The organism is Micrococcus sp. HOU01 (genome assembly GCF_035609305.1).
GTDB lineage: Bacteria > Actinomycetota > Actinomycetes > Actinomycetales > Micrococcaceae > Micrococcus > Micrococcus luteus.
This window is the reverse complement of sequence record NZ_CP141211.1, coordinates 21,030-47,989: the sequence shown is the minus strand read 5'-3', so window position 1 is coordinate 47,989 and position 26,960 is coordinate 21,030. Positions and strand designations below refer to the sequence as shown.

The 26,960-nt window shown below is 69.8% G+C and carries 25 protein-coding genes and 2 pseudogenes; 14 read left to right on the top strand and 13 right to left on the bottom strand.

The window, feature by feature from the left end:
- Positions 1-9: 9 nt before the first annotated feature.
- Positions 10-1,095 carry a magnesium and cobalt transport protein CorA gene (locus SOY78_RS00220; protein WP_095347139.1) on the bottom strand — a complete coding sequence of 362 codons (1,086 nt, stop codon included), beginning with the start codon at positions 1,093-1,095 and terminating at the stop codon, positions 10-12.
- A 69-nt stretch (positions 1,096-1,164) separates the two neighbouring features.
- Here SOY78_RS00220 and SOY78_RS00215 point away from each other — a divergent pair, with 69 nt between their 5' ends.
- Positions 1,165-1,533, top strand: a complete 369-nt coding sequence (locus tag SOY78_RS00215) for a hypothetical protein (RefSeq protein ID WP_141843960.1) — start codon at positions 1,165-1,167, stop codon at positions 1,531-1,533.
- Positions 1,534-1,562: 29 nt separating this feature from the next.
- The gene (locus SOY78_RS00210) at positions 1,563-2,171 is read left to right on the top strand and encodes a TrmH family RNA methyltransferase (protein WP_317676951.1); all 609 of its coding nucleotides are present in this window, start codon (positions 1,563-1,565) and stop codon (positions 2,169-2,171) included.
- Positions 2,172-2,315: 144 nt separating this feature from the next.
- Here SOY78_RS00210 and SOY78_RS00205 read toward each other — a convergent pair whose 3' ends face one another.
- Both SOY78_RS00205 and SOY78_RS00200 read right to left on the bottom strand, forming a co-directional pair.
- Entirely contained in the window at positions 2,316-3,212 is an 897-nt protein-coding gene (locus tag SOY78_RS00205; RefSeq protein ID WP_207476921.1) for an SMP-30/gluconolactonase/LRE family protein, read from the bottom strand.
- 51 nt (positions 3,213-3,263) lie between these two features.
- Entirely contained in the window at positions 3,264-4,619 is a 1,356-nt protein-coding gene (locus SOY78_RS00200) for a lipase family protein (RefSeq protein ID WP_324701628.1), read from the bottom strand.
- 197 nt (positions 4,620-4,816) lie between these two features.
- Here SOY78_RS00200 and fbaA point away from each other — a divergent pair, with 197 nt between their 5' ends.
- Complete coding sequence (gene fbaA / locus SOY78_RS00195) at positions 4,817-5,839, top strand: class II fructose-bisphosphate aldolase (RefSeq protein WP_324701627.1); 1,023 nt, start codon at positions 4,817-4,819, stop codon at positions 5,837-5,839.
- Positions 5,840-5,898: 59 nt separating this feature from the next.
- Here the strand turns inward: fbaA and SOY78_RS00190 are convergent, their stop codons facing one another.
- Positions 5,899-7,365 (bottom strand): helix-turn-helix domain-containing protein, encoded by a 1,467-nt coding sequence (locus tag SOY78_RS00190; protein WP_044658650.1) that lies wholly within the window; start codon positions 7,363-7,365, stop codon positions 5,899-5,901.
- A gap of 268 nt (positions 7,366-7,633) precedes the next feature.
- On the opposite strand from SOY78_RS00190, the gene aceA reads away from it, so the two are divergent.
- Positions 7,634-8,941 carry an isocitrate lyase gene (aceA, locus tag SOY78_RS00185; RefSeq protein WP_012750705.1) on the top strand — a complete coding sequence of 436 codons (1,308 nt, stop codon included), beginning with the start codon at positions 7,634-7,636 and terminating at the stop codon, positions 8,939-8,941.
- A gap of 33 nt (positions 8,942-8,974) precedes the next feature.
- A complete protein-coding gene (aceB, locus tag SOY78_RS00180) occupies positions 8,975-10,738 on the top strand; it encodes a malate synthase A (RefSeq protein WP_324701626.1) in 1,764 nt (587 codons plus the stop codon).
- A 65-nt stretch (positions 10,739-10,803) separates the two neighbouring features.
- Here aceB and SOY78_RS00175 read toward each other — a convergent pair whose 3' ends face one another.
- Positions 10,804-12,018 carry a hypothetical protein gene (locus SOY78_RS00175; RefSeq protein ID WP_144819818.1) on the bottom strand — a complete coding sequence of 405 codons (1,215 nt, stop codon included), beginning with the start codon at positions 12,016-12,018 and terminating at the stop codon, positions 10,804-10,806.
- A 174-nt stretch (positions 12,019-12,192) separates the two neighbouring features.
- Here SOY78_RS00175 and SOY78_RS00170 point away from each other — a divergent pair, with 174 nt between their 5' ends.
- Together SOY78_RS00170 and SOY78_RS00165 are read left to right on the top strand one after the other, a co-directional pair.
- The gene (locus SOY78_RS00170) at positions 12,193-12,636 is read left to right on the top strand and encodes a DUF3151 domain-containing protein (RefSeq protein WP_078025967.1); all 444 of its coding nucleotides are present in this window, start codon (positions 12,193-12,195) and stop codon (positions 12,634-12,636) included.
- 8 nt (positions 12,637-12,644) lie between these two features.
- Positions 12,645-13,286 (top strand): thymidine kinase, encoded by a 642-nt coding sequence (locus SOY78_RS00165; protein WP_010079593.1) that lies wholly within the window; start codon positions 12,645-12,647, stop codon positions 13,284-13,286.
- Positions 13,287-13,464: 178 nt separating this feature from the next.
- Here SOY78_RS00165 and SOY78_RS00160 read toward each other — a convergent pair.
- Positions 13,465-14,694: pseudogene (locus SOY78_RS00160) on the bottom strand (short-chain fatty acid transporter); the annotation flags it as partial.
- A gap of 97 nt (positions 14,695-14,791) precedes the next feature.
- On the opposite strand from SOY78_RS00160, the pseudogene SOY78_RS00155 reads away from it, so the two are divergent.
- The 3 genes and pseudogenes from SOY78_RS00155 to SOY78_RS00145 form a co-directional block, all read left to right on the top strand.
- Positions 14,792-14,997 (top strand): annotated as a pseudogene (locus SOY78_RS00155) (transposase); the annotation flags it as partial.
- A 63-nt stretch (positions 14,998-15,060) separates the two neighbouring features.
- Positions 15,061-15,654: a GNAT family N-acetyltransferase gene (locus tag SOY78_RS00150; protein WP_246836857.1), complete on the top strand. Its 594-nt coding sequence runs from the start codon at positions 15,061-15,063 to the stop codon at positions 15,652-15,654.
- 110 nt (positions 15,655-15,764) lie between these two features.
- The gene (locus SOY78_RS00145; protein ID WP_324701625.1) at positions 15,765-16,136 is read left to right on the top strand and encodes a hypothetical protein; all 372 of its coding nucleotides are present in this window, start codon (positions 15,765-15,767) and stop codon (positions 16,134-16,136) included.
- A gap of 307 nt (positions 16,137-16,443) precedes the next feature.
- Here the strand turns inward: SOY78_RS00145 and SOY78_RS00140 are convergent, their stop codons facing one another.
- From SOY78_RS00140 to SOY78_RS11745, 5 genes are all read right to left on the bottom strand, one after another.
- Positions 16,444-16,857, bottom strand: coding sequence for a hypothetical protein (locus SOY78_RS00140; RefSeq protein ID WP_324701624.1), 414 nt, complete (start codon positions 16,855-16,857; stop codon positions 16,444-16,446).
- Between the two features lie 8 nt (positions 16,858-16,865).
- A complete protein-coding gene (locus SOY78_RS00135) occupies positions 16,866-17,855 on the bottom strand; it encodes an IS481-like element IS5564 family transposase (RefSeq protein ID WP_011113072.1) in 990 nt (329 codons plus the stop codon).
- Positions 17,855-19,030, bottom strand: coding sequence for a chloramphenicol efflux MFS transporter Cmx (cmx, locus tag SOY78_RS00130; RefSeq protein WP_005297378.1), 1,176 nt, complete (start codon positions 19,028-19,030; stop codon positions 17,855-17,857). The genes SOY78_RS00135 and cmx overlap by 1 nt, the downstream gene beginning before the upstream one ends.
- Before the next feature lie 21 nt (positions 19,031-19,051).
- On the bottom strand, positions 19,052-19,105 hold the full coding sequence (locus tag SOY78_RS11750; protein ID WP_011113070.1) for a chloramphenicol resistance leader peptide: 54 nt from the start codon (positions 19,103-19,105) through the stop codon (positions 19,052-19,054).
- A gap of 115 nt (positions 19,106-19,220) precedes the next feature.
- Positions 19,221-19,826 carry a hypothetical protein gene (locus SOY78_RS11745; RefSeq protein ID WP_416383413.1) on the bottom strand — a complete coding sequence of 202 codons (606 nt, stop codon included), beginning with the start codon at positions 19,824-19,826 and terminating at the stop codon, positions 19,221-19,223.
- 189 nt (positions 19,827-20,015) lie between these two features.
- Here SOY78_RS11745 and SOY78_RS00125 point away from each other — a divergent pair.
- The 4 genes from SOY78_RS00125 (at position 20,016) to SOY78_RS00110 (ending at position 25,796) form a co-directional block, all read left to right on the top strand.
- A protein-coding gene (locus SOY78_RS00125; RefSeq protein WP_127435183.1) for an IS3 family transposase occupies positions 20,016-21,181 on the top strand; the annotation gives its coding sequence in 2 pieces (ribosomal slippage) (positions 20,016-20,300 and positions 20,303-21,181; 1,164 coding nt in all).
- A gap of 342 nt (positions 21,182-21,523) precedes the next feature.
- Positions 21,524-23,176 carry an ABC-F family ATP-binding cassette domain-containing protein gene (locus tag SOY78_RS00120; RefSeq protein ID WP_069941851.1) on the top strand — a complete coding sequence of 551 codons (1,653 nt, stop codon included), beginning with the start codon at positions 21,524-21,526 and terminating at the stop codon, positions 23,174-23,176.
- A complete protein-coding gene (locus tag SOY78_RS00115; RefSeq protein WP_065573238.1) occupies positions 23,173-24,405 on the top strand; it encodes an MFS transporter in 1,233 nt (410 codons plus the stop codon). The genes SOY78_RS00120 and SOY78_RS00115 overlap by 4 nt, the downstream gene beginning before the upstream one ends.
- A gap of 695 nt (positions 24,406-25,100) precedes the next feature.
- The gene (locus SOY78_RS00110) at positions 25,101-25,796 is read left to right on the top strand and encodes a DUF6226 family protein (RefSeq protein WP_127435496.1); all 696 of its coding nucleotides are present in this window, start codon (positions 25,101-25,103) and stop codon (positions 25,794-25,796) included.
- Between the two features lie 191 nt (positions 25,797-25,987).
- Here the strand turns inward: SOY78_RS00110 and SOY78_RS00105 are convergent, their stop codons facing one another.
- Entirely contained in the window at positions 25,988-26,422 is a 435-nt protein-coding gene (locus SOY78_RS00105) for a hypothetical protein (RefSeq protein WP_144826740.1), read from the bottom strand.
- Between the two features lie 284 nt (positions 26,423-26,706).
- The gene (locus SOY78_RS00100) at positions 26,707-26,937 is read right to left on the bottom strand and encodes a GNAT family N-acetyltransferase (RefSeq protein ID WP_324701623.1); all 231 of its coding nucleotides are present in this window, start codon (positions 26,935-26,937) and stop codon (positions 26,707-26,709) included.
- Between the last annotated feature and the right edge of the window lie 23 nt (positions 26,938-26,960).

Genomic DNA, 26,960 nt, shown 5'->3' with positions numbered 1-26,960 from the left:
GCCGCCCGCCTAGAGCCAGTCCGCGCGCTTGAACAGCACGAACAGCGTGAGGGCCACCGCCAGCATGAGTCCCAGGGCGAACGGGTAGCCGAACGCCCAGTGCAGCTCGGGCATGCCGTCGAAGTTCATGCCGTAGACCGAGCCCACCAGCTGCGGCGCGAAGATGATCGCCGCCCAGGACGAGATCTGCTTGACCTGCTCGTTCTGGGCGATCGACTGCTCGGCCAGCCGCTTCGACGCCAGCGTCGAGTCCAGCTCGAGGGCGCTGTTGAGCATCTGGCGCATGGTCGTCACGCGCTCGTTGATCTGGACGGCGTGGTCGTGGACGTCGCGCAGGCGGCGCAGGTTCTCCACCTCGAGGCGCGCCTGATCGCTGAGCTCCTCGTCCTCCCAGGCGTGGGCGTCGTCGCGCCGGGGCAGGCCGTCGGCGTCGAGGCGGCGGGTGTCCTCGTGCAGACGGGTGCGCACCTCCTCCTGGAGCTGCTCCACGATGGACGGCAGCGCGCGGATGGCGTGCTGGAAGTTCAGCACCTCGCGGGAGAGCTCGTAGATGCGCCGGGAGACGTGCCCGTCGCCGGCGAAGACCTGGTCCTCGATCTCCGCGATGTCCTGTTCGAGGCCGTCGGCCACCGGGAAGTAGTCGTCCACGACCCGGTCCAGGATCTCCAGGGTGACCTGCCACGGCCCCATCGCGAGGCGCTCGCGGCCCTCCGTCTCCAGGGACCGACGCACGGCGGCCAGGTCCGGCTCCTCCGCGTGACGCACCGTCACCACGTAGTGCTCGCCGGTGAAGACGCTCAGCTCGCCGAACTCCACGGTCTCGGTGCGGTCGATGTAGCGGGCCGGGTGCAGGACCATGAACGAGTCCTCGCCGTAGCGGTCCAGCTTGGCGCGCTCGCCTCCGGCGAGGGCGTCCTCGACGGCGAGCGGGTGCAGGCGCAGCTCCTCCGCGACCGCTTGGAGCTCGGCCACGTCCGGGCGGTACAGGCCCAGCCAGGCCATGCCGCCGGTGCGCTCACACTCCTCCCAGGTGTCCTCGAGGGTGGAGGGGGCGTGGACGCGCCGCCCGTCCACGTACACGGCGTTGTCGATCATGCTCACCAGGACATTCTCCCCGACGGTGGCCCCCGGCGGATTCCAGGATGCGCGCGCTACGGTGGCGCCATGAAGACTCCGCGCCATGCCCCGCCCGTCGTCCGTGACGGCAAGACCCTGCTCCCCGCCCACGCCGTCTCCACGGCCCCGGTCGCCGCGTTCGGTCTGATCGGCGGCTACCTGACGGCCCGTGAGACCGGCATCCGCCCGCTCGGCGGCGTCGTGCTGGCCGCCGCCGGCCTGTACGCCGGCCGGACGTGGTTGGCCACGCGGGGGCCGGCCGTCACCGGGGGCCTGGCCGCCCTGTACCTCGGCGGCTTCGGCGCCTCCCACCCGCTGGCCAAGAAGATCGGCGCGTGGCCGGCCGTGCTCTCCGTGGCCGCGGTGTCCGCCGGGGCCGCCTGGGCCGCCGTCGACCGGTCCGAGGCCGGCCGCTGAGAGAGCCCGCGCCGGCCGAGGACGGCGCCGTGCCCCGCGAGGTCGGCGTCGGGCCGTGGACCGGCCCGTGGCCGGAGGACCCCCGCTACGACCCGGAGCTGCTCGCGCACGGCGACCGCCGCAACGTGCTCGACCGCTACCGCTACTGGAGCCTCGAGGCGATCGTCGCGGACCTCGACGCGCGGCGCCACCCGTTCCACGTGGCCATCGAGAACTGGCAGCACGACCTGAACATCGGCACCGTCGTGCGCACCGCCAACGCGTTCAACGCCGCCGGGGTGCACATCATCGGGCGGCGCCGCTGGAACCGGCGCGGCGCCATGGTCACCGACCGGTACCTGCACGTGCGCCACCACGAGACGGTGGCGGCGTTCACGGAGTGGGCGGCGGGGGAGGGGCTGCCCGTGCTCGGCGTGGACCTGTTCCCCGAGTCGGTGCCGGTGGAGACCTTCGACTTCCCGCGTGCCTGCGTGCTCGTCTTCGGGCAGGAGGGGCCGGGGCTCTCGGCGGAGGTGCGGGCGGCGTCGAGCGCGGTGTTGTCCATCGCGCAGTACGGCTCCACCCGTTCGATCAACGCGGGCGTGGCCGCCGGCATCGCGATGCACGCGTGGATCCGGCAGCACGCGGCCGTCCCCTGAGTCCGGCGCGAGCCAGACGATTCCGCGCTGAAAGGAGCCTCTGGACCGCAGATTCGTCTGGCTCGCGGCGCAGGACGGCGCAGGATGGCGCACGACGACGCAGCAAGACGCAGGACCGCGCCGACGACGTGCGGCGTGACGGCCTCAGCCCGCGAAGGGCCGGGCCGGCAGGCCCGTCACCCCCGGGCGGACGGCGAACAGGGCCCCGGCCAGCGGGTCCTCGCCGCGCTCCAGGTTCTCCCAGGAGGTGGTGATGTAGAGGGTGCCGAGGTCGTCGCCGCCGAAGGTGCACGCCGTCGTCTTCTGCACGGGCACCTCGACCACCTCGTCGAGCGTCCCCTCGGGCGTGTACCGGTGGATCTGCCCGTGGCTGATCACGGCCACCCAGATCCCGCCCTCGGCGTCCACGGTGAGTCCGTCCGGCTTGCCCTCCCCGTCGAGCACGTCCACGAGCACGCGGCGGTTCGTCAGGCCCTCCTCGCGGGAGTAGTCGAACACGGCCACCTGCCGTGTGGGGGTGTCGTTGTAGTAGGCCCGCGTGCCGTCGGGGCTCCACTCCAGGCCGTTGGACGTCGTCGCGCCGGTCAGCACGACGTCCACCTCGCCGGCGCCGCCGTCGGGTCCGGGGGCGAGCCGGTAGAGGTTCGCGGCGCCGGGGGTCTTGGCGTACGCCATGGTGCCGCAGTGGAACCGGCCGTCCGGGTCGCAGCCGCCCTCGTTCATCCGGATCCCGGCGTCCGCGCCCCACAGCTCGGGCAGCGTCGTCAGCTCGCCCTCGGGCGAGATCAGGGCGAAGCCCCGCTCCACCGCGACGACGGCGCCACCCCCCGCACGCGGGCGCAGCGCGGCGGCCACGTCGCCGACGTGCGTGCGGTCCACCGTGCCGTCGGCGCGCAGGGACAGGACGTCCCCGGCGAGCATGTCCACCCAGCGCAGGCCGCCGCCGGCGGTCACGCCCTCGGCGGCGCTGCCCCACGAGGCGGCCCAGACGGGGCCCTCGCCGTGGTAGGCGATGGGATCGGTGACCTGCTCGGCGCGCATGACTGCTCCTTCGGTGGGCGGGACGGTCCTGGCCCCGACGCTAGCCGAGGCTCAGAACCACCCGCACGAGTCGGCGGTCCAGCGGTCGGCGAGGGTCGCGTCCAGGAACGCCCCCATCCGCGGCAGCGAGGCCACGTGGCCGCCCACGTGGGTCGGGGTGAGGAGCGGGTCGAAACGCACCCGCGCGCCCTCCGCGCACCAGCGGCGGCCCAGGTCGCGGCCGGTGCGGTACGGGATGACGTCGTCCGTGACGGAGTGCGCGATCATCACCGGCACATCCGGACGGCGGCCCGGTGCGCCGATCCGCTGCTCGGCGAGGATCCCGGCCAGCTCGGCATCGGAGCGGACGAGCTCAGGGAAGTCCTGCCCCGTGTGGGTCAGTGTGGCGGAGTCGAGGTGCGCGTAGGCGAGGCTGCCCACCATGCAGGTCTCGGCCGCGCCGGCGAGGGCCGTCAGGCCGGTCTCGTTGAGATGCGTGGCCGGGTCCACGTCGTACGCGGCGAGCTGCCCGGCCATCGCGTAGAGCAGGAAGGCCGCGTAGAGACCGCCGTCGATCCGGCCCGCGACCTGCACGAGGTCGGCCGGCGGGGCGCCCGCGTAGGCGCCCTTGAGGTCCAGCTCCGGGGCGTAGTCGGACGCGAGCTCGGCGGCGGCCGCGGCCGCCCCTCCGCCCTGCGAGTAGCCCGCGAGCGCGACCGGCGCGGTCGCGGTGACGCCCGACCCCGAGACCTGGGCGGCCGCGCGCACCGCGTCGAGGACGGCGTGCGCCTGGGCCTCCCGGACCATGTAGGTGTGCGTGCCCGGGGTGCCCAGGCCCTCGTAGTCGGTGACCACCACGGCGTGGCCGCGGCTCAGCAGGGAGGTGATCCCCACGCCTTCGTACTGCACGCCGGTGGAGAGGGTGCGGGATGGGGCGCAGCGGTCCGCCGCCCCCTGGGTCCCCACTGCGTAGCTGATCACGGGGCGCTCGCCGCCGCCCGTCCACGGGGCGGTGGGGGTCAGCACGGTGCCGGTCACGGCGATGGGTCGGCCCCGGGCGTCCTGCGAGGCGTACATGATGCGCGTGGCGTGCGCCGGCACCTGGACCAGCCGCACCGGGTCCAGGTAGAAGGCGGTGGGCTCGGTGCGGATCAGGGCGCCGGGGGTCGCGGGCACGACGGTGGGCGGCAGGTAGAAGGGGTTGTCGGCCGAGGCGGCCGCCAGGGTGTCCCGGGCCGCGTTCCAGCGGGCGTCCTCGGCCGCCGTGGCCGGCTGCGAGAGGTCCTCGACGGCGGAGCTCACCTCCGGCGCGTCCGGGGCAGGGGCGGACTCCTGGGCCAGGGCCGCGTGTGGCGCGCCGAACCCGGCGACGACAGCCAGGGCGGCGGCCAGGGCGAGGGGGCGGGAGGGGCGGTGGGCGGGGGCCATGGCGGTCTCCGGTCTCTCGGATGCGAATGTGACGCCGCTCACCCTAAGCCAACGGCGGGGTCGTGCCCAGGCCGGCGTCGCCGTCGGGTCCGGGACCCTGGGGCGGGTCCGGCCGCGCGGATAGGATGAGCCCGAGGGTGTCGCGCTCGCCGCGCTCCCCCCGCCTGCCCGAGTCGACGACGCCTAGGAGCTGCAGCATGCCCATCGCATCCCCGGAGAAGTACGCCGAGATGATCGACGCCGCCAAGAACGGCGCCTTCGCCTACCCGGCGATCAACGTCACCAGCTCCCAGACCCTGAACGCCGCCATCCGCGGCTTCGCCGAGGCCGGCTCGGACGGCATCATCCAGGTCTCCACCGGCGGCGCCGCCTACTTCTCCGGCTCCTCCGTGAAGGACATCGTCGCCGGCTCGCTGGCCTTCGCCGCGTTCGCGCGCGAGGTCGCCAAGAAGTACTCCGTGAACATCGCCCTGCACACGGACCACTGCCCCCAGGACAAGCTCGAGGGCTTCGTCCTGCCCCTGCTGGACGCCTCCGAGGCGGAGGTGAAGGCCGGGCGCGACCCGATCTTCAACTCCCACATGTGGGACGGCTCCGCCGAGACCCTCGAGGAGAACCTGCGGATCGGCCGCGAGCTGCTCGCGCGCACCCACGCCAACAAGCAGATCCTCGAGGTGGAGATCGGCGTCGTGGGCGGCGAGGAGGACGGCGTGGCCCACGAGATCAACGAGAAGCTCTACACCACCGTCCAGGACGGCATCGCCACCGTGGAGGCCCTCGGGCTCGGCGAGCACGGCCGCTACCTCACCGCGCTGACCTTCGGCAACGTGCACGGCGTCTACAAGCCGGGCAACGTGAAGCTGCGCCCGGAGATCCTGCAGGAGATCCAGCAGGCCGTGGGCGAGAAGTTCGGCAGGGAGCGCCCGTTCGACCTCGTGTTCCACGGCGGCTCCGGCTCCGCCGCCCAGGAGATCGCCGACTCGGTGGAGTACGGCGTCGTGAAGATGAACGTGGACACGGACACCCAGTACGCGTTCACCCGCCCGGTGGCCGGGCACATGTTCGAGAACTACGACGGCGTCCTGAAGGTCGACGGCGAGGTCGGCGACAAGAAGCAGTACGACCCCCGCGTGTGGGGCGCCAAGGCCGAGGAGGCCATGGCCGCCCGCGTGGTCCAGGCCTGCACCGAGCTGAACTCGGCCGGCAAGAGCATCGGCTGACCCCGCCCTCCGCCGCGCCGGCCCGCACCCTCGCGTGAGGGTGCGGGCCGGCGTCGTCCTCAGCCTTCCCGCTCCTCCTGGGCCTGGAGGAACTCGAAGACCTCACGCTCGTCCACACCGGGGAAGGTCTGCGTGGGCATGGCCGCCAGCAGATGCGCGTGCATGCGGGCCGCGGGCCACACGTGCCCGCCCCACGCGGCCTCGAGCTCGGGGTCGGGGCGGCGGCAGCAGCGCGGATCCGGGCACGTGGAGGTGACCCGGTGACGGGTGTCCGCGCCGCGGAAGTATCGGGCATGCTCGAACGGGGTGCCCACGGAGAGGGCGAACAGCCCGTCGGGGCCGTTCTCGATCATCGAGGTGCACCAGAACGTCCCGTTGGGCGAGTCCGTGTACTGCGTGTGGGCACGGAACCGGTCGTTGCGGGAGAAGGCCTGCCGCGCGCCCCACTTCCGGCACGCCTGCTGGCCCTCGATCGCACCGGTGTGGTCGGCGGGGAACACGATCCCGTCGTTCTCGTAGGCCTTGTGGATCACCCCGGTCTCGTGGACCTTCTGGAAGTGGCAGCGGATGCCCAGGTCCACGGTGGCCAGGTTGGTGAACCGGTGCGCGGCGGCCTCATAGGAGACGCCGAACGCGTCCTTCAGGTCGTCCACGGACAGGTCCCGGCGCTTCTGGGCGGCCCGCAGCAGCGACGATGCCGCCCGCTGCGGCATGAGCAGCGCGCCCGCCAGGTAGTTCACCGCCACACGCTGGGCGAGGAAGTCCTCGTAGTCCCGCGGCTCGCCGTGGCCCAGGACGGCGGCGGCGAGGGCCTGGAGCACCACGGTGCGGCGGTCATGGTCTGAGGAGCGGGAGCCGCTGATGTGGATGCGCCCGTGCTTGAGGTCCGTGACGGAGCGCGTGGAGTGCGGCAGGTCCGGGACGAAGCGCAGGGTGAAGCCGAGGTGCTCGGCCAGCTCCGAGACCGCGTGCAGGCCCAGCGGCCCGCCCGTGTGGCCGATCGCGTCGAGCAGCCGATGCGCCTCGGCCTCGAGGTCGGGGTAGTGGTTGTCCACCGCGCGCATCCGGGCGCGCAGCTGGGCGTTGGCGCGGCGCGCCTCCTCGGGGGTGGCGGCCTGCTCCTCCAGGCGACGGCGCAGCTCGGCCTCCAGCCCCGCGATCACCTCGAGGACCTCGGTGGGGGTGCGGGGCCCGATGCGCAGCGGGGGCAGGCCGAGGGAGGCGTAGTGCTCCGAGCGCGCGAACCGTTCGACCTCGATCTCCAGTTCGGCCCGCCGGGTGGGGGCCCGGCCGGTGAGCAGGTCCTCGACCGGCACGCCCAGGACCTCGGCGATCCGCTGGACCAGCGAGAGCCGCGGCTCGCGGCGGGCGTTCTCCACGAGGGACAGGTGCGAGCCGCTGACTCCCGTGCGCTCCGCGAGCTGGTCCAGGGTGAGGCCGGCCTGCTTGCGCAGGTGCCGGACGCGGCGGCCCAGCGCGACGGTGTCCACGGTCGCGCTGTCCTCGGGAAGCGGGCGGGTCATCATGCGCGGAACTGTAGACGGAACCGGGGAGGAGATCACGTGTTTCGGAAAGAAAGTCACATTCTTGACAAGCGGGGGGCCGTTGCCGTGATCCAGGCCACATGGGGGCGCAAGGACTGTCACGTTCTGACCCAGTGGCAGGAACGGCCGGAGTTTCCACCGATTTTGTGCTCCAGAGGGCCTTGCCTGGGGCCAAGGTGGATGTCAACGGCAGCGACGGACACGTCGCACCGAACCCTTCACGAACCGGACCGATCCTCAGGAGGACGTCATGACCACCCAGCCCCACCACTCCACTCCCGCCTCCGCCGAACAGCTCCAGCACGACTGGGACAACAACCCCCGCTGGGCCGGCGTCGAGCGCAGCTTCACCGCCGAGGACGTCGTCCGTCTCCGCGGCCGCATCCAGGAGGAGCACACGCTGGCCCGCCGCGGCGCCGAGAAGCTGTGGACCCAGCTGAAGGACGAGAACGCCCGCGGTGAGTTCACCAACGCCCTCGGCGCCCTCACCGGCAACCAGGCCGTCCAGCAGGTCAAGGCCGGGCTGCGCGCCATCTACCTCTCCGGCTGGCAGGTCGCCGCGGACGCCAACCTCTCTGGCCACACGTACCCGGACCAGTCCCTGTACCCGGCCAACTCCGTGCCGCAGGTGGTGCGCCGCATCAACAACGCCCTGCTGCGCGCGGACCAGATCGAGCACGCCGAGGGCGTCAGCAGCGTCGAGGACTGGCTCGTGCCGATCGTGGCCGACGCCGAGGCCGGCTTCGGCGGCCCGCTCAACGCCTACGAGCTCATGAAGTCGATGATCACCGCCGGCGCCTCCGGTGTGCACTGGGAGGACCAGCTGGCCTCCGAGAAGAAGTGCGGCCACCTCGGCGGCAAGGTGCTCATCCCCACCGGCCAGCACATCCGCACGCTCAACGCCGCCCGCCTGGCCGCCGACGTCGCCGACGTGCCCAGCGTGATCATCGCCCGCACCGATGCCGAGGCGGCCACCCTGATCACCTCGGACGTGGACGAGCGCGACGCCGAGTTCATCACCGGTGAGCGCACCGCGGAGGGCTTCTACAAGGTCCGCAACGGCGTCGAGCCCTGCATCGCCCGCGCCAAGGCCTACGCCCCCCACGCGGACCTGATCTGGATGGAGACCGGCACGCCGGACCTCGAGCTGGCCCGGAAGTTCGCCGAGGCCGTCAAGGCCGAGTTCCCGGACCAGATGCTGGCCTACAACTGCTCGCCGTCCTTCAACTGGAAGAAGAACCTCGACGACGACACCATCGCCAAGTTCCAGCGCGAGCTGGGCGCCATGGGCTACACCTTCCAGTTCATCACGCTGGCCGGCTTCCACGCCCTGAACCACTCGATGTTCGACCTGGCCAAGGGATACAACGAGCGCCAGATGTCCGCGTACGTCGAGCTGCAGGAGCGCGAGTTCGCCGACGAGGCCCGCGGCTACACCGCGACCAAGCACCAGCGCGAGGTCGGCACCGGCTACTTCGACGCCGTGTCCACCGCCATCAACCCGGACAGCTCCACGGTGGCCCTGGCGGGCTCCACGGAGTCCGGCCAGTTCCACTGATCCGCTCAGCCGAGACCGCGAGGAGGCAGTCCCATGAGCCCGCAGACCACGACCCCCACCCTGCACGAGATCCATGCCGACGACGTTCGGGAGCACACGCCCCTGCCGCATGACGTGAGCACCCAGGCCATCCCCGTCGTCATCCCCGAGGGCGCCGCCCCCGTGGTGACCGTCCACGGGCCGGTCGACGGGCGGCAGGCCGAGATCCTCACGGACGAGGCGCTGGCGTTCCTCGGCCGCCTGCACCGGCTGGCCGAGGACCGCCGCCGGCGGCTGCTCGAGGAGCGGGAGTACACCCGGCGCCGCATCACCGACGGCTGGAACCCGCACTACCTGCGGTCCACCCGCCGGGTCCGCGAGGACAACTCCTGGCGGGTGGCGCCGCTGGCCCCCGGCCTGCAGGACCGCCGCGTGGAGATCACCGGCCCCGTGGATCGGAAGATGACGATCAACGCCCTCAACTCGGGCGCCTCGGGCTGGCTCGCCGACTTCGAGGACTCCTCGACGCCGTCCTGGGACCGGATGCTGGACGGGCAGGTCAACCTGTTCGACGCGATCCGCGACCAGATCGACTTCACCTCCCCCGAGGGCAAGGAGTACCGGCTGCGCGAGCGCGAGCTCACGGACCGGCCGACCATCATCGTCCGCCCCCGCGGCTGGCACCTCATCGAGGACCACATCCGCGTGGACGGCGAGCCGATGGCCGGTGCCCTCGTGGACTTCGGCCTGTACTTCTTCCACAACGCCGACGAGCTGATCCGCCGCGGCCACGGCCCGTACTTCTACCTGCCCAAGCTCGAGTCCCATCTCGAGGCGCGGCTGTGGAACTGCGTGTTCGTGGCGGCGCAGGACGAGCTGGGCATCCCCCAGGGCACCATCCGGGCCACCGTGCTGATCGAGACGATCACCGCGGCATTCCAGATGGAGGAGATCCTGTACCAGCTGCGCAACCACGCCGCTGGCCTGAACGCCGGCCGCTGGGACTACATCTTCTCCATCATCAAGAACTTCCGGGACCGCGGGGCCGAGTTCGTCCTCCCGGACCGCTCGGAGGTGACCATGACGCAGCCGATGATGCGGGCCTACACGGAGCAGCTGGTCCGGGCCTGCCACCGGCGCGGCGCTTCGGCGATCGGCGGCATGTCCGCCGTGATCCCGGACCGCCGGAACGAGGAGGCCAACGCCGCCGCGCTGGAGAAGGTGCGCGCGGACAAGGCCCGCGAGGCCGGCGACGGCTTCGACGGCTCGTGGGTGGCGCACCCGGACCTCGTGCCGGTCGCCCGGGAGGAGTTCGACGCCGTGCTCGGCGAGGCCCCGAACCAGATCCGCACCCGCCGCCGCGAGGACGTGGTGCCGGACGAGGCCGCCCTGCTCGACGTCGCCGCGACCACGGGCTCGGTGACCGAGGCCGGCGTGCGGATGAACATCGAGGTCGGGATCCGCTACATCGAGTCCTGGCTGCGGGGGAACGGCGCCGCCGCGATCCACGGACTCATGGAGGACGCCGCCACGGCGGAGATCTCCCGATCCCAGATCTGGCAGTGGGCCCACAACGGCACCGGTGTGCAGCTGACCGAGGGCGGCGTGCGGACCGCCAACCGCGGCTGGATGGAGCAGCTGATCCGCGAGGAGCACGCTCGGATCCTCGCCGGCCCGCTGCCCGAGGGCCACCGGTTCGAGGACGCGGTGCGCGTGTTCTGCGAGTCGGCCCTGCCGCCGGAGTACCCGGCGTTCCTCACCCTGGGCGCGTACCGCCGGCACTTCGCCGGCCAGGACGACGCCGCGGCGAAGGCCTGATCCGCCGGGTCACACGACGACGGCCGGTCACCTCACGAGGTGACCGGCCGTCGTCGTGCCGGGTGTCAGTCCCCGGACGTGGAGGGGGACGGCGAGGCCGAGGCCGACTTCGTCGGTGACGGGCTGGCCGACGCCGAGGCGGACGCCTCCGCGGCCCGCTGGGATTCTGCGGCCTCCCGCGCGGCACCCTGGAACGGCCGCGGCGGCTGGCCCGGGGCCACGGGGCCGGGGGCGCCCTCGGGGCGGTCGATCGTGGACTGGTTGTTCAGCAGCTCGTCGGGCACGCGACCGGTGGGGATCTCCCGGGCCTGGGCCAGGGTCTCCTCGTCCATCTGCGCGTTCAGGAAGAACGGCGAGCTGAGCTTGATGACCTCCTGGAACTCCCCGGCGTCCTTCAGCACGGTGTCCGCGAGGTGGTCGCGGGTCTCGGTGACGAGGGTGGTGCTCTGTGCGACCGGCGAGTTCTTCACCTGGGTGAGGCCGCCGTTGGCGTCCCCGAAGCCCTCCATGGAGCCCATGGTCACGGAGACCATCTCGCTGCCGTCCTCGGAGCAGGCCCACGCGGTGCGCTGGGGCAGCAGGGGGGCGCCGTCCTGGCCGCCGACCATGCCGGGGCGCAGCAGGGCGAGCAGCCCCTTGCCGGTCTTCGGGTCGAACGTGTACTCGTCCGCCACGGCGGCGGGCTCCTCCTGGCACCACTCCAGGCGGGAGCCGTCGAGGTTGTGCTGGTAGTGGACCTGCGCCAGGGGCATGCCGGGGCTGTACTCGAAGTAGCCGTTGTAGACGCAGGTGAGGAACTCGTGGGTCTCGTCCTGCGAGGCGAACAGCTGCACGATCTCGATGTTCGAGCTGTCCGGGATGTGCGTGGCGACGGCGTCCAGGGTGCGCTGGTCCAGGACGTCGCGCGTGCAGTCCATCACGGAGACGGTGTCGTTGCGGACCGCGGCCGTGTTCTTCCAGGCCTCGGTGGCGGCGCCGTCCTTGATGCCCGGGCCGACGGTCTCGAACGCCTGACGCGGCTCGGCGCGCGGGGTGCCCTCGGCGGACTCCGACGCGAGGGCCTCACGGACGCGGGACGCCGCGGCGGACGCGGGGTCGGTGGGGCTCTCCGTGGCCGAGCCGGCCGCGGCCGAGGCCGCCGATCCGCTGGGCGCCGCGGCGGTCGACGAGGCGGGCTCACCGGACTGGCCGGCCGAGCCGCAGCCGGCCAGGGCGAGGGCGAGGGCGGCGACGCCGACGGCCAGCGGGGCACGGCGGCGGGCGGGCGCGGGGTGGGTCATGGAGGCTCCTTCGACGGCATCGGCGGCCCGGCCCCGGGAGCGTGGGGCTGCGGACGGACGCTGCGCCTACGGTACCGGACCGTCCTGGACGCGGGGACGGCGATCCGTCCGGCGTCCGGCGCCGTCGATAGACTCGGCCGCGACCGCATCGTCCGCGAGGAGAAGAGGCATCCCATGTCCGAGTCCCTGATCGGCAAGAACCTGATGGAGCCGCCGGCCACGCGCCTGCCGGAGGAGCCGGAGGTGCTGGCCCGGCTCGAGGCAGGTGACCTGCCCGAGGACATCGTGCCGGTGGCGCCCGAGTCCTCCCTGGTGTGGGCGCTCATGGCGGAGGACGCGTGGGCCGAGGGCCGGACCGTGGACTCCTATGCGTACGCCCGCGTCGGCTACCACCGGGGTCTGGACGCGCTGCGCCGGGCGGGGTGGCGCGGCGCCGGCCCGGTGCCGTACGCCCACGAGCCCAACCGCGGCTTCCTGCGCGCCCTGTACGCGCTGGGCCGCGCGGCCGCCGGGATCGGGGAGTCCGAGGAGGTCGAGCGCATCCGCACCTTCCTGCGGGACTCGGACCCCACGGCCGCAGAGCAGATCGAGGCCGGCCAGGGCCGCGCCCGGGGCTGAGCGGGGCCGTGGCCAAGCTCTACTTCCGCTACGGGGCCATGAACTCCGGCAAGTCCACGGGCCTGCTGCAGGCCGCCTTCAACTACGAGGAGCGCGGCCAGCGGGTGCTGCTGGCCAAGCCGGAGGTGGACGTGAAGGGGGAGGGCGACGTCGTCTCCCGCCTCGGTGTGACCCGCGCCGTGGACTTCCTCGTCCCGGCGGGCGCGGACGTGCGGGAGCTGTTCCGCCGGCACGCCACCGGTGACGACCCGGACGCCCTCGTGGGGCACGTGGAGGCCCCGCCCGTGGCGTGTCTGCTCGTGGACGAGGCACAGTTCCTCGAGCCGGCGCAGGTGGACGACCTGCTACGCATCGCCGTGCTCGACGGCGTCCCCGTGATCGCCTACGGACTGCGCACCGACTTCCGCACCCGCTCCTTCCCGGGCTCCGCGCGGCTGCTGGAGCTGGCGCACTCCCTCGAGGAGCTGAAGACCATCTGCCGGTGCGGCCGGAAGGCGGTGTTCAACACGCGCAAGGTCGTTGACCCGGCCACGGGCGCCGAGCACTTCGTGTTCGAGGGGGACCAGGTGGCGATCGACGGTGTCCAGGTGACCTACGAGTCCCTGTGCGGCACGTGCTACCTGGCGGAGTCCGGCGGTGCCCTGGGCTGAGGCGGCCATTGCCAGGCAACTGCCAGGCTGCGTGACGGCTGCGCCCATGCTCGGTTCGTACGGTGGAACCACTTCATCGAGGTGCGAGTGATGAAGGTGCGAGTGATGACAGGCGAAGGGCCCCGGTGATCCCGGGGCCCTTCGTCTGTCCTGCCACGTCCGGCATCGGCCGATCGGGTCAGAGCGAGACGAGCAGGAGCGTGCCGCCGAAGACGAGCCCCGACGCGAGCAGCACGACCGTGGTGTACCCCAGGATGTCGCGCATCTTCAGCCCGGCGATCGCCAGAAGGGGGATTGCCCAGAACGGCTGGATCATGTTGGTCCACTGGTCGCCGTAGGAGACGGCCATGATGGTGATGGCCGGGTCCACGCCGAGCGCGTCGCCGGCCTGGAGCATGATCGGGCCCTGCACGGCGAACTGTCCGCCGCCGGAGGGGACGAAGAAGTTCACGAGGCCCGCGGCCAGAAATGCCAGCAGGCCGAACGTCACCGGGTTCGAGATCGCCACGAAGGCGTCCGAGAGCACCGCCACCAGGCCGGTGGTCGTCATCATGCCGAGGATGCCCGCGTAGAGGGGGAACTGCAGCAGGATCTCGCCCACGTTGGACGCGGCCGACTGGGTGAGGCCGATCAGCTCGTGCGGGCTGCGCACCAGCAGCAGGATCAGCGCGAGGAAGGACCAGTTGACGATGTCCAGGGTGAGGGTGCCGCCGCCGACGAAGTGCATCACCAGATAGACCACGAGCATGGCGCCCACGAGGAGCGTGGGGACACGGGAGGCGTCGAGGCGGTCCGCCGGCGTCTCGATCTCCGGTGCGGGCACGGCGTCCTGGTCCCGCGCGTCGATCTCCAGCTCCACGATCCGGTCCCCGGCGCGCGGGGCGACGAGGAACAGGGCCAGGGCCACGACGAGCACGGTCACCACGGCGGCGGTGATGTTCCACCAGGAGAAGGTGGTCTCCGAGACCGGGACCGTCCGGCCGTCCAGGCTCTCCGTGAGGAACGAACCGGGGGTGGCGGCCGTCAGCGGGCCGGAGCCCGAGTACCCCATGTGCCACACCACGAACCCGGAGAACCCGGCGGCCACCAGCATCGGGAAGTGCAGGACCAGCCCGCGCTCACGGGCCTGCGCCGCGACCTCCTTGGCCAGCAGCGCACCGACCACCAGGCCCAGGCCCCACGTGATGAGGGAGGCCGCCGCCGCCACCACGAACACGAAGATGTAGGCGGCCAGGGGCGTGCGGGGAATGCTGGCGAGCCTGGCGAGCAGACGGCGCACCGGGCCGGTGTTCGCCAGGATGTGTCCGAGCATGAGCACGAGCGCCATCTGCGTGATGAACGCCAGCAGTCCGGACAGACCGTCACCCCAGCCCACGACGACGTCGGCCGGCCCGGCCGGAGTGAGCAGCGAGGACCTCCTCTGTTGTGAGGCGGGCCTCGGCGCTGGAGATGGCCTAGGGCGTGTCTGAGAATGGCTCCAGGGACCCGCTGAGATCCGGGGAGCCATGTCCCGGTTGCACGTCGTCTCCGATGCCCGATCGGAGCTGATCGCCCCGCTGCTCCAGACCGCACGGGCCGGCAGGGTCGACCCTTCTCGAATGTCCACACGATGGTCGAAGCGATCATCTGCCGGTGCAGGTGCGGGACTCCGTGGCGGGATCTGCCCGAGGTCAACGGGCCCTGGCAGACCGCGTGGACCTGGCATCGACGCAGGGTGTGGGCACTGGTCTGTCCGGGGGCTGACTCGAGGACTCTTGTTCGTACCCTGTCTGTCATGGCCACCCCTCTCCTGGAGCTCGCCGCGAGTCGAGGCGTCTGCTTCCCGCTGCGAGCCCGCCGGCTGACCCTCACTCCGTTCCGGGGTCTCGATGCGCCCGCCGTGTGGAGCTTCTGCCGTCTCGAGCAGGTGTGGTCGTGGACCTCCGGCCGCCCGGAGAGTGAGAACGCGCTGCGCGAGTCCTACCTCGGGGCGGGGGACCGCCTCACCGTGCGGGCCGGAGACGTCATCGTCGGTGTCGGGAAGGTCGCGGTGCAGGACGCGTGGAGTCAGGACGGCCCGCAGGAGGAAGCCCGGGACGCCCAGGCCGAGCTCGGCTGGACGATCGATCCGCGCCAGGCCGGGCAGGGCTATGGCACCGAGCTTGCGCGAGCCCTGCTGGGCTTCGCGTTCGACGATCTGGGTGTGCGACGCGTGGAGGCTCATGCCTTCGCGGACAACGCTCCGAGTCTGCGCATCATGGAGAAGGTGGGGATGCGTCACGAGGGCACGTTCAAGGAGGAGTCTCTGCATCTCACGCGCGGCTGGGTGGATGGCGCCACCTACGCGATGCTCGCCTCGGAGTTCCATTCGCCCCTTACGCAGGAGTGATCCCGGCGGCCACGACCGCATGATCTGCCGCTCCGCCTCCGAGGGCCGTGTGCCAGCAGGGGGCTGTGAGCGGGGTGGGGAATGAGCGTGAGTGGCGGTGGCGCATCGGTGTGGCGTCTCCCCTGGTGGGTTCGGCTGGTGTGTTCGCGGGGCTGCGGCAGGATCTGGGACTGGGGTGGGGTTTGACGCTGGTGGCCGTCACGGCCCTCGGGGCGATGCTCGCCTTGCGAGGGGTGCATCACCGGGTCGAGGCGGAGCAGGCTCGCCGCAACGTGTTTGACGCCGGAGCCGGCTCCACCGCGTGGGTGATGCTGCTGATGGGGGCCGCGGTCATTCCGGGGCTGGTGCTGAACGCGATCGACGACGCCGGCGTCCGGGCGGTCGTGGCCGGTCTGCTCGGCGCGGTGCTCGCTGCCGCCGCCCACGGCATCCTCGCGGCGACGACGACGTTCGAGGAGCAGCCTCGGCCCGAGCCGGTGTAGAGATGCAGCGAAGATTTCACACGACGCGCGGCCAAGAGTTCACAAACACGCGCCACACGTTCGTCTCTGCAAAGTAGGCCGAGCTGGAGATGAGTGAAGAAGGGCATCCAGGACGGGGCCGTGCGAATTCGCCTGGGTGCGTAGAAGGCGCCTCCAGACTGGAGCCGCGGTACTTCCTGCGGGTCGCACGAGCGCATCCACGCCCACTCCGAACACTCTGCATGTCTAAGAGTTGCTACTGGATCGCCATCTGCCACGTCCGGCGGCAGGGTGTCCTAGTAGGCGATCAGTGGGGGCCGTGCTCCTCTCACCAGGGAAACGTGCCGCCCAAGAACTGGGTCAGTAGTGCAGTGAGGCCACTCACGGCAGCTTGGCCGGAAGCTTCGGCGGCCCCGTCGCGCAATTTTGTCAGAAACGAGCGTGTGGACTCACCGACCGTATTGCCGTCCTCATCGAGAGCTTGTCGAAGATCTGCAACCTGATCGGGCTCGAGAAGCTTGGCGGCAGCATCCAAAAGTCCCTCACGATCTCCAGGAGTCACGCGAGCGTCAATTGCAACTGAGGCGGCGCCGTCAACCTGCCCTTGTGAGACCACCGATGCCCGGTCGCCATAGATGTTTTGGGTGATGATTTGAAGAGAGACGCTGCGTGCTTCTCCCCGTGTGCCCTCCGCATCCTTGCCGACATCGCCCACTGATGGATCAATGGCTTCGAGCTCCAACAGCAGCTCTAGGTGTGATGTCCAGGGACGTTGTTGAGTCGGTCGAAGGGTACGCCGCCAATCGCAGAGTGGTGTCGGTGGTGGTTGTAGAAGTGGAGCCAGCCGGGCAGCGCCAGGCGTCGTTCGGCCTCTGAACCGTAAAACCTGGCATAGGCCCAGCCGTCCCCGAGCGTGCGGTGGAATCGCTCGATCTTCCCGTTCGTCTGCGGCCGGTAGGGGCGTGTCCGCTTGTGTCGGATGCCGAGCCGAGCGCAGAAGTCCCTCCATGCGTGGGATCTGTATGCCGACCCGTTGTCGGATAGGACTCGCTCGACGGTCACGCCTCGTTCGGCGAACCAGGCCACGGCGCGTTCGAGAACTCCCACCGCTGTGCTCGCCTGCTCATCCGACCAGATTTCTGCGTATGCGACGCGGGAGTGGTCATCGATGACTGTGTGAACGAACGCCGTCCCGGTGCGCGGCTTGTGATCTTTTCCTCGTGGTAATCCCGGAGTCGCGAGCTTGTTCCGTGCGCCTTGCTGCCGACCTACGTAACGATGTCCACCGCCGTCGGGGATGTTGCCGAACTTCGTGACATCGACATGAATCAACGATCCCGGATGAGGATGCTCATATCGCCGCAATGGCTCGCCAGTGACACGATCGATATGCGAGAGGCGGTTCACGCGGCAACGGACGAGGACCGCGTGAACAGTCGACGTCGAGAGACCAAGTCGCGCAGCGATCTGGGCTGGCCCCAGTCGAAGCCGCCAGCGCAGGTTGATGATCTTCTTCTTGACATGCTCGGGCGTCCTGCCTGGGATCCGGTGCGGCTTGCTGGAGCGATCCTGCATCCCAAACTCACCCTCTTCCCGGTAGCGGCCTGCCCATTTCCGGGCAGTGATCGGGGAGACCATGAACATCTTTGCGGCGATCGTGGCCGGATAGCCGTCTTCGACAATCAGCCGAGCTAACCGGAGACGGGCACGAGGAGTGAGAAGAGCGTTCGGATGGGTCATCAATTGGCCTCCGCCGCGGTCTTCGTAAGCGCGCGTCTGGTGAGAAGCATGATGACGAGAGCGATCGCTGTCAGCACCGAAGCGACCCAAACCGGCGCGAGCAGCCCCAGCCCGGTCGCGAGCCCGAGCGCACCAAGCACGGGCCCCGCTGCAGCTCCGATATTCAATGCTGCGGTTGCGTACGAACCGCCCATCGTTGGCGCACCCGATGCTGCATACAGCACACGCGTGATCAGAGTACTGCCGACGCCGAACGACAGGAATCCCTGAACGAGGACGAGGACGATAAGCGCAACGGGATGAGATGCGACCACTGCCAACACGATCCAGCCTGTCAGCAATAGCGGTCCGCCGACTGCGAGCACGAGGCCAGGTCGTTGATCTGATAGTCGTCCTGCGATCGTGACGCCAAGGAACGATCCGATGCCGAACATCACCAGCGCGACGGACACCCACGCTTCGGCCAAGCCCGCGGTCTCGGTCACGATGGGTGCCAGGAAGGTGAATGCCGCAAAGGTCCCTCCGTTGATCAGCGCTCCGAGTGCCATGGCCAGGATGAGCCGCGGCGTCGCCAACTGGCTGAGCTCGACACGGAGCCTTGGTGAGGTCGCGCTAGTCTCGCTCCGACCAACATTGTTCGTGACGCCACGAATGACTCCAACGGCCGCGGGAATACAGAGGATGGCGATCGCCCAGAACGTCGTTCGCCAGCCCAGCGCTGTGCCGAGCAGTGCCCCGGCGGGGACGCCCACGACGGTTGCGATCGTCGTGCCGGAGAGCAGGATCGACAGTGCACGCCCCTTCTGGTTCGCTGGCACGAGGGTAGTGGCCGTGCTCAGTGCTACGGCGAGGAATCCTGCGTTTGCGAGAGCGCTGAGCACCCGGGTGATGAGCAGGAGAGAGAACACTGGTGTCATCGCTCCGATGACGTGGCTTCCCGCGAACACGAGAAGGCAAACGATCAATGTGAGCCGCGGTGGCCAACGGCGAGCGAATGCCGCCATCACTGGCGCGCCGACGACCATACCGACTGCGAATGCGGAGGTCAGCAGGCCCGCAGTGCCGACCGAGACGTCAAGTTCGGTCGCGATCGCGGGGAGCAATCCCGCGAGCATGAATTCTGAAGTGCCCATGACGAAGACCGCCAGGGCAAGCATGTAAAGGGCAAAAGGCATCGAGTACTCCGAGGTGTGAGATCAAGAAATGGTTCTTCTTGTCACCACGGCCAGCGCCCCGGGTACGCCAGACATACGCCCACACAGATCGTGGGCGTCGTAACTAGTGGTTCAAGGGGCTGGCGGTGTGACCGACAACCCCTGACCTGTCTGATTCGGGACTCGACATGCCCCAAACTCTAACATGCCTTCAATGGCAAGCGGTCTGGACAGATACTTCTTGAATCGGCACGGTGTCATTACGGGCGGGGGCCAGAACAACGTCCCTGGACATCACATCTAGGGCAGAGGTGCGCACACGATCGACGATGCCCTCCAGATGCGTCCGGGGCAGGACTCTGCAGGCCGATGCGAGCTCCATCATCTCAACTCTGGGCGCTTTGCCTTCATTGCCGAGGCGACGGAACTCATCGACCCAAATGAGAGGAAGGCTAAGCTCCGGTGAGTTCTCCCGGTCTCGGGTCAGGGCGCTGACCTCCGCCACGGGCTGGCGTAGGAAGTCTGCTTCTGCGGGTACTCGTAATGACTCTGGGATGTCCGAACGACTGAGTGACTGACGCAACGAGGCGCCCATCGGACCATGGAATGTGAGCCTGTATGGAGCGAAGAGAGTTGAGCGATAGTTCGGAGGTTTAACGTCTGGTGACCCGTACCCCTGAAGCTCGCCCTTCACCCATTCCACCATAGGGTCGGACTGGATTCGCTTTGCCACTACCAGACATTGCCGCAATGCGTGTTCGATCTGCACATTCGGATCTGACAAGGTCTCAATTGCGCGAGTGATAGTGAAAGTCATCAGAAAAAGCACCAATCGGTGTGGCGGACGTGGCAGACGGTGGCACGTGGACAGTCCTAGAACTTTTCGTGAAACGGTCGCATATGGGCAAGGCTGAGGCTTCAAGAGGCTTGCGAGGGCGGGACTGCTGCACGGATAGGTGACATCTGATCTGTGACGCTGTGAGGCGTTGCTGGAAGGATGAACACCGTGCCCAAGCACTATCCCCAGGAGTTCCGCGACGACGTCGTGCGCGTCGTCCGCGATCGTGAACCTGGCCAGACCATCAAGCAGATCGCCGCGGACTTCGGCATTGCCGAGTCCTGCCTGCGCAACTGGATGCGCCGGGCGGACGTGGAAGAGGGCTCCACACCCGGAACGAGCGCCGCCGAGCACGCCGAGCTCCGGGAGGCCAAGAAGCGCATCCGGCTGCTGGAGCAGGAGAACGAGGTTCTGCGCCGGGCGGCGGCCTATCTGTCCCAGGCGCACCTGCCGGGAAAATGAAATACCCGCTCGTCCGTGAGCTGGCCGCCGACGGGATCCCCGTCACGGTGACGTGCCGGGTCCTCAAGCTCGCCCGCCAGCCCTACTACCGCTGGCTCGCCACCCCGGTCACCGACGCCGAACTGGCCGAGGCGTACCTGGCCAACGCGTTGTTCGACGCCCATCGCGACGACCCCGAGTTCGGCTACCGGTTCCTGGCCGATGCGGCCCGAGACGCCGGCCACGCCGCGTGTGACCGGACGATGTGGCGGGTGTGCTCGGCCAACGGCTGGTGGAGCGCGTTCGGCAAGAAGCGCGGCAAGAACGGCAAGAAGCCGGGCCCACCGGTCCACGACGATCTGGTGAAACGCGATTTCACCGCCGACGCCCCGAACGAACTCTGGTTGGCCGACATCACCGAACACCGCACCGGTCAAGGCAAGCTCTACCTGTGCGCGGTCAAGGACGTGTACTCCAACCGGATCGTGGGCTACTCGATCAGCGACCGGATGAAGTCGCGCCTGGCCGTGAATGCGCTAAACAATGCCGTGGCCAGACGCACCGAGGTGGCCGGCTGTATTCTGCACACAGACCGCGGATCGCAATTTCGGTCCAGGAAATTCGTCCGCGCCCTGCACCACCACGACATGGTCGGTTCGATGGGCAAGGTCGGTGCCGCCGGTGACAACGCGGCCATGGAGAGCTTCTTCGCGCTGCTGCAGAAGAACGTCCTGGACCGTCGCACCTGGGCCACTCGCCAGGAGCTGCGGATCGCGATCGTCACCTGGATTGAGCGGACCTACCACCGCCGGCGCAGGCAGACAGCCCTGGGCCGATTGACTCCCGTTGAATACGAGACCATCATGACCGCACCGGCCGCTCAGGCAGCCTGACCCACCCTGTCACCTATCCGTGCAGCAGTCCCGGCCTTCTATCGAGCCGCAGACCTCTGACGGGGCCGCAGAGGCCAAACCATGACTGTCTCGCTCGTCAGTTTTCCAGTCTCTGCCTCCCCGGGACGCTCGATAGCTCGACATACAGGTCTGTGGCGATCCGGGACTCCTCTGCCGCGTTTGATATCGTCGAGTCCATGTACAGAGGCATCGCGTCGATGAAGCTCCGCTCCGCCCGCTGACGGCGGCGGACAACTCCTGACGAAACCCGCTCGCCGTCCTGGCACCCTGCCGGGCGGCTTTCTCATGCTGCCCGGCTCCATGACGAGCTGAGAGACCACGATGACCCTGACCCCTCTGAACACCCCTGCCCTGCCTGCAGGCAGCGCCGCCCACATCCGAGCCGAGAGCATCACCCTCACCCTGGGCGATCGAACCGTGCTGAACGACGTGGACGTCACGGTCTCCGCCGGATCCCGGTTGGCCGTCGTCGGTGAGAACGGCCGCGGCAAGACCACGCTGCTGCATGTGCTCGCCGGCACCCTGATGCCGGACTCCGGCACCGTGACCCGCGCAGGGACGGTCGCCCTCGTCGAACAGGACCTCGACGTGGACGACGACCGCACGGTCGGTGACCTCGTCCACGACTCCATCGGCGAGTCCCTCCGTGTCCTGGACCGCCTCGAGGAGGCCACCCTCGCCATGGCAGAGGGCAGGCCTGGAGCCGATGACGCCTACGCCCGAGCGCTGGAGACGGCCACCGCCCTCGACGCCTGGGACGCCGAGCGGCGCATCGACCTCGCGTTGCACGGCCTGTCCGCCTGCACGGATCGGGCTTGTCCGCTGCGGGCACTGTCCGTCGGACAGCGGTACCGCGTCCGGCTGGCCGTCGTCCTGGGCTCTGCGGTGGACCTGCTCTTGCTGGACGAGCCCACCAACCATCTCGACGCCGGGGCCCTGGAGTACCTGACACGGGCACTGAGGGAGCACGCTGGGGGGTTCGCCGTGGTCACCCATGACCGCGCACTGATGAAGGACGTCGCCGACGTCTTCCTCGACCTGGATCCCACTCGTGACGGTCGCCCCCGGCAGTACACCGGAGGCTATGAGGCCTGGGAGAAGGGGCGGCGTGCCGAGCGGGCCGCCTGGGAACAGGAGCATGAGCAGCAGCTGGCCGAACACGCCGCCCTCACCATCGCGGCCGAGGCCGCCCGCGGACGTCTCCAGGACCGGTGGCGTCCGGACAAGGGGACGGGCAAGCACCAGCGGGCCACTCGCGCCGGCGGCGTGGTCCAAACCTTCAACCGCAGGATGCGGGATCTGGCGGCGCATGAGATCACCGTGCCGGACCCGCCCCGGTCCCTGACGTGGCCGGCCTCGACGACCAGGGCAGGCCGGCCACTGCTCAGTGCGGAGGGGGTCGGCCTGGCCGGCCGCCTCCACGGGCCGGCCTCCGTCGAGCTCCACGGCGGGGATCGCCTGCTGCTCACCGGCCCGAACGGCGCCGGCAAGTCCACGTTGCTCCAGGTCCTCGCCGGCATCCTCGAGCCCACTGCCGGCCGCATCCTGCGGCACACGGGCGCGAAGATCGCGCTGCTCGCCCAGGAAGTGCCCGCATGGAACCCGCGACACACGGCGCGGCAGGCGTTCGAGGCGCACCTGCACCGCAACGGTCTGATGGCGAGGAACAACGGTGTGCCGTCACTCGGGTCATTGGGCCTGCTAGAACCGCGGAGCCTGGACACGCCCGTTGGGCGGATGTCTCAGGGGCAGCAGCGAAGGCTCCACCTGGCGCTGTGCCTGGCTGAACAGCCGGACCTGTTGATGCTCGACGAGCCGACCAACCACCTCTCCGCCGCGCTGGTGGACGAGCTCACGGACGCCATCCGGGAGACCCGGGCGGCCGTGGTGGTGGCCACTCACGACCGCCAGATGCTCCGAGACCTGACCGACTGGCCGCGTCTCGAGCTGAGCACCGAGGGGGTGACCCGTTGACCTCGATCACCGCACTGGCACCTCTGTCCTCCCCCCGGTATCGGCCGCTGTTCCTGGCGATGGTGCTGGCCATCTTCGGCCAGGGTGCCTGGAACCTGTACCTGGCCATGCAAGTGCTGGAGCTCGGAGCTGATCCGCCGACGCTGGCCGGCGTCGTCATGTGGAGCGGCGTCGGCCTGCTGGCTGCCTCACTGCCGGCCGGCGTCGTCGCCGATCGCCTGTCGAAGAAGGGGATCCTGGTGGCCGTCCTGGTCGTCAATGCGGTGGCGGCCGGTGTCGTCTCCGGCCTCGCCACGATGGGGGCCGCTCAGTACTGGCTCCTGGGATTGTCAGCACTGATCGTCGGGGCATCGACGGCGTTCTTCTTCCCGGCCTACACGGCGTTGGTGCCGCTGCTCGTCGAGGAGGAGCAGCTGATGGCCGTGAACGGCCTCGAGGGGGCGACGCGGCCCGTCGTCGGTCAGGCCCTGGCACCAGCCCTGACCGGGGCGGTCATCGGTGCGACGACACCTCCTGCGGGCGGGCTGCTCATTGCCCTTTCGCTCGCGGCCGGCGCGGTGCTGGCCGCCCGCCTGCCTGCGGTGGGCCCCCCAGATACGAATGCGGCGCCTCAGCACCCGTTCCGGGACCTGGCCGAGGGATTCACGTACGTCCTCCGGACGCGCTGGGTGAGGAGCAGCGTCCTGTTCGCCGCCGTCATGGGCCTGGTGACGACCGGCGTCCTCGAGGTGCTGCTGCCGGCGCTGCTGCGCGACGGCCACGAGAACGGTGCCGCGGTCTACGGGGCGGTGCTGGCGGCGCTGGGCGTCGGCGGGCTGGTCGGCTCGCTGATTGCTGGCGGCATGGAGGCGCCGCGGCGCTTCCTGCCCGTAATGGTGGGAGTCTGGGCTCTGGCATGTGTCCCGCTGGCCCTGCCTGCTTGGACGCTGAACCCCTGGATCATCGGGGCCGGTCTGATGCTCTACGGGGCCGGCATCGGAGTGGGCATGGTGATCTGGGGGACCGTCCTCCAGGCGCACGTGCCCTTGGACATGCTCGGACGGGTGGCGAGCCTGGACTTCTTCGTTTCGATCGCGTTCATGCCGCTGTCCGTCGGGCTCGTGGGGGCGGTCTCCGCCACCGTCGCCCCAGGAGCACTGTTCGTGGCCGCGGGGATGGTCCCGCTGGCCTTGGCCGGCGTCCTGGCACTGGCCGGGCAACTGCGTTCCGACGAGCCCCACGCGGCGTGACTCGTGCCTCGCGGCGGGGTCGGGCGATGGCTCGGCCCCACCACGCGGCAGGGGGCGCCCCCCTGCTGTTCCGACGCTTCAATCGACGCGCCCACTCAGGAGGCCCGCGTGCGTCCCCTGGCCCTCACGGCGCGTAGTCGCACGATGGCAACAAGTTCATTGCTGGTCACATCACGCTCCGTCAAGAGGCGAGGTGTGCGCTGTTCTATGAAACATAGATGCGCGTCTGTGAAATCTTCGCTGCATCTCGACAACACGGGGGCGGGAAGTGCGCCGGAGACGGCACCGCAGGAGTGCCGTTCAGGTGCCATTGTCGAGATGCAGCGAAGAGTTCACACGACGCGCGGTGAACTCTTCGCATATCAGGCGGGATCCGGTCGGCGTGAAATCTGGGTGTCCCGGTGGGCGCTCCCGCGCGCCCCAGGGCCCGCCAGAAACGTACGGGCGGCTGCCGCTCTGGCGGGTCGGTTGTGGCGAGTCATGTGGCGGGCGGACAGGGTCGGATGTGGCGCGCACGGCGCATGGCGGGGTCCCTCGCCACAAACGACCGTTTGAGCTGGCGTGAATGCTCCTAGGAGGAGACGAGGCAAGGAGTCTGCGACCTACATGATGGATTCGGCCGGGTGCGGTCCTGACGGGGTGGTGTGCTCTCCGGTTATCTGCTGCTTCAGCGCCCTGGCCCCTACGCTCGGTCCATGGAGAACCTGCACATGATGCGCGGCGAGGTTGCCCGACGCTATGAGGCCCTGGGCCTTCCTTCCTGGCCGGACCCGCAGGCCCACCGAGAGCGACGCGGCGAGGAGTACTCCACGGTCACCGAGCCGCAGCGGTACCGGATCGTCCCGGCAAGGGCCCGTCTGTGGGCGGATGTGCTCCAGGAAGCGGGGGCCACGGTGTTCGAAGAGAACATCCGGGAGGTCCGGCCAGAGGGCTGGCCCTCTGATGCGCGTCCTCGGCCCGTCGACCGCGTTTTGCGCATTGATCCGCCGGCGGGCCGCTCTGGTGCGGTGCCGATGTGGGTTCTCGAGATGGACGGGCCCGTTCCTGCGGTCGCACTGTCTGCGGGCGAGGTGGAGAGTTTCTACGCCCTCCATCCGGACTGCGGGTGCGACGCTTGCGACGCCGGTTCCGAGGACCTTCTCTTGGCCATCGACGAGGCCGTGCAACGACTGGTCGGCCCCAGGGTCATCCTCCGGGGTCGGACTGCTGAGCATGGGCCCTGGCGGCACCGCTATTTCGTGGACGGCCGAGCCGACAGTTCGGGAGAGGTCCCGGGCGACTACTGGGCCCTCTACTGGGCCTGTGCGGAGATTGTCTCGGGCGGCGCACCGGTTCTGCCGGCGGGGGTGGACGTGGAGGTCATCAGCGGGTGGTTCGTCGACGGTCGTTGATGAGGGAACGGTGCTTTCCGGGGCGCAGGGGCCCGAGGATGCGGCCGCGCCAGGCGCGGGCAGGGCAGGCGGTGTGGACGTGGGAGGGATTCGTTTGGTGTCCACGGATGCGGCGGGGATCCTCCTGGTCACAAACGACCGAATCTGTCGAGTCAGTTGCAGAGCGCCGGGGTCAAGGGAACGACTCCGCCTTAGCGGGGATGGCGGAGGCCGCGTGACCGTGCGATGAGGCAGACCAGCAGCCCGAGGGCTGCTGCCGTACTGGCAAGGTGGATCGGCCACGCCCACGGGCTGTGGTCGCCCCCGGAGATCATGTAGGTGTCGGCCAGGCCCAATCCCATACCGAAGGAGGCCACCCAGTAGGCAGGGGCCGCGGCGGTAAGCAATCCCAGGCCCATGGTCAGGAGCATCAGAGGGTCGATCCGTGGCCGGCGCCGGGCCAGGCGACCCAGCACGAGGGCGCCGCCGATTCCTGCGAAGAAAACGAGCGCGGGGAAGGCCGCCAGCTCGAACACGCTGACCTGCGGGGCCAAGTCAGCATAGATCTGGGTGAGGCTACGGTCTGCGGGTGCTGCGGCCAGCGGGTTGAGGACGAGGGTCTGCAATGCCCCGAGGAGGGCCAACATCGCCAGGAGGGAGGGGATCGCAGTGCGTGTCGCCGGACCCATCCACGCAGGCCTAGCGGAGGCGGGTGAGCCGCCAGCGGTGCGGGGCTCGACCGGGCCCGGGCGGGCAGAAGGCGGGAAAGGGCGCGACATGGGCTCACTCTAGGGCCATCCCCGCGCCTGGCCCTCGGTGACCAAGCAGGGTGCAGGCGCATTGGCTGGGCATCTGGCTGAGTTGCAGCGGATGGCCCAACTGGCTTCGCCCACTGGCGCGTCTTCGGGACGACGCAAACGACCGAATCTGCCTAATCGACGGGCTGGAATCCAAGTTTCTGGTAGATCCCCAGGGCCGCCTCGGAGGTGCCCTCGCCGAAGCGCAGACTCAGGACGGGGTCGCCGGCGGCGGAGCAGACGTCGACGGCGTGCTGCACCAGGGCGCGCCCGACCCCCTTCCCGCGCGCGGCGGGATCGGTGAAGAGGTCAATGATGAACGGCCCCGCGAGGTCCGCGTCCCAGATCGAGTGGGTGACCACCATGATCGCCCCGGCCAGGCGGCCGT

What these genes read in the sequence shown, in the direction of transcription:
- SOY78_RS00110 (WP_127435496.1), top strand. Translation starts at nt 25,101, where the DNA reads ATGGAGAACCTGCACATGATGCGCGGCGAGGTTGCCCGACGCTATGAG.
- fbaA (WP_324701627.1), top strand. Translation starts at nt 4,817, where the DNA reads ATGCCCATCGCATCCCCGGAGAAGTACGCCGAGATGATCGACGCCGCC.
- SOY78_RS00215 (WP_141843960.1), top strand. Translation starts at nt 1,165, where the DNA reads ATGAAGACTCCGCGCCATGCCCCGCCCGTCGTCCGTGACGGCAAGACC.
- SOY78_RS00120 (WP_069941851.1), top strand. Translation starts at nt 21,524, where the DNA reads ATGACCCTGACCCCTCTGAACACCCCTGCCCTGCCTGCAGGCAGCGCC.
- SOY78_RS00170 (WP_078025967.1), top strand. Translation starts at nt 12,193, where the DNA reads ATGTCCGAGTCCCTGATCGGCAAGAACCTGATGGAGCCGCCGGCCACG.
- SOY78_RS00150 (WP_246836857.1), top strand. Translation starts at nt 15,061, where the DNA reads ATGGCCACCCCTCTCCTGGAGCTCGCCGCGAGTCGAGGCGTCTGCTTC.
- SOY78_RS00105 (WP_144826740.1), bottom strand. Translation starts at nt 26,422, where the DNA reads ATGTTGGCCCTCCTCGGGGCATTGCAGACCCTCGTCCTCAACCCGCTG.
- SOY78_RS00205 (WP_207476921.1), bottom strand. Translation starts at nt 3,212, where the DNA reads ATGCGCGCCGAGCAGGTCACCGATCCCATCGCCTACCACGGCGAGGGC.
- SOY78_RS11745 (WP_416383413.1), bottom strand. Translation starts at nt 19,826, where the DNA reads ATGACTTTCACTATCACTCGCGCAATTGAGACCTTGTCAGATCCGAAT.
- SOY78_RS00190 (WP_044658650.1), bottom strand. Translation starts at nt 7,365, where the DNA reads ATGATGACCCGCCCGCTTCCCGAGGACAGCGCGACCGTGGACACCGTC.
- SOY78_RS00220 (WP_095347139.1), bottom strand. Translation starts at nt 1,095, where the DNA reads ATGATCGACAACGCCGTGTACGTGGACGGGCGGCGCGTCCACGCCCCC.
- aceA (WP_012750705.1), top strand. Translation starts at nt 7,634, where the DNA reads ATGACCACCCAGCCCCACCACTCCACTCCCGCCTCCGCCGAACAGCTC.
- SOY78_RS00100 (WP_324701623.1), bottom strand. Translation starts at nt 26,937, where the DNA reads ATGGTGGTCACCCACTCGATCTGGGACGCGGACCTCGCGGGGCCGTTC.
- SOY78_RS00175 (WP_144819818.1), bottom strand. Translation starts at nt 12,018, where the DNA reads ATGACCCACCCCGCGCCCGCCCGCCGCCGTGCCCCGCTGGCCGTCGGC.
- SOY78_RS00135 (WP_011113072.1), bottom strand. Translation starts at nt 17,855, where the DNA reads ATGACCCATCCGAACGCTCTTCTCACTCCTCGTGCCCGTCTCCGGTTA.
- cmx (WP_005297378.1), bottom strand. Translation starts at nt 19,030, where the DNA reads ATGCCTTTTGCCCTTTACATGCTTGCCCTGGCGGTCTTCGTCATGGGC.
- SOY78_RS00200 (WP_324701628.1), bottom strand. Translation starts at nt 4,619, where the DNA reads ATGGCCCCCGCCCACCGCCCCTCCCGCCCCCTCGCCCTGGCCGCCGCC.
- aceB (WP_324701626.1), top strand. Translation starts at nt 8,975, where the DNA reads ATGAGCCCGCAGACCACGACCCCCACCCTGCACGAGATCCATGCCGAC.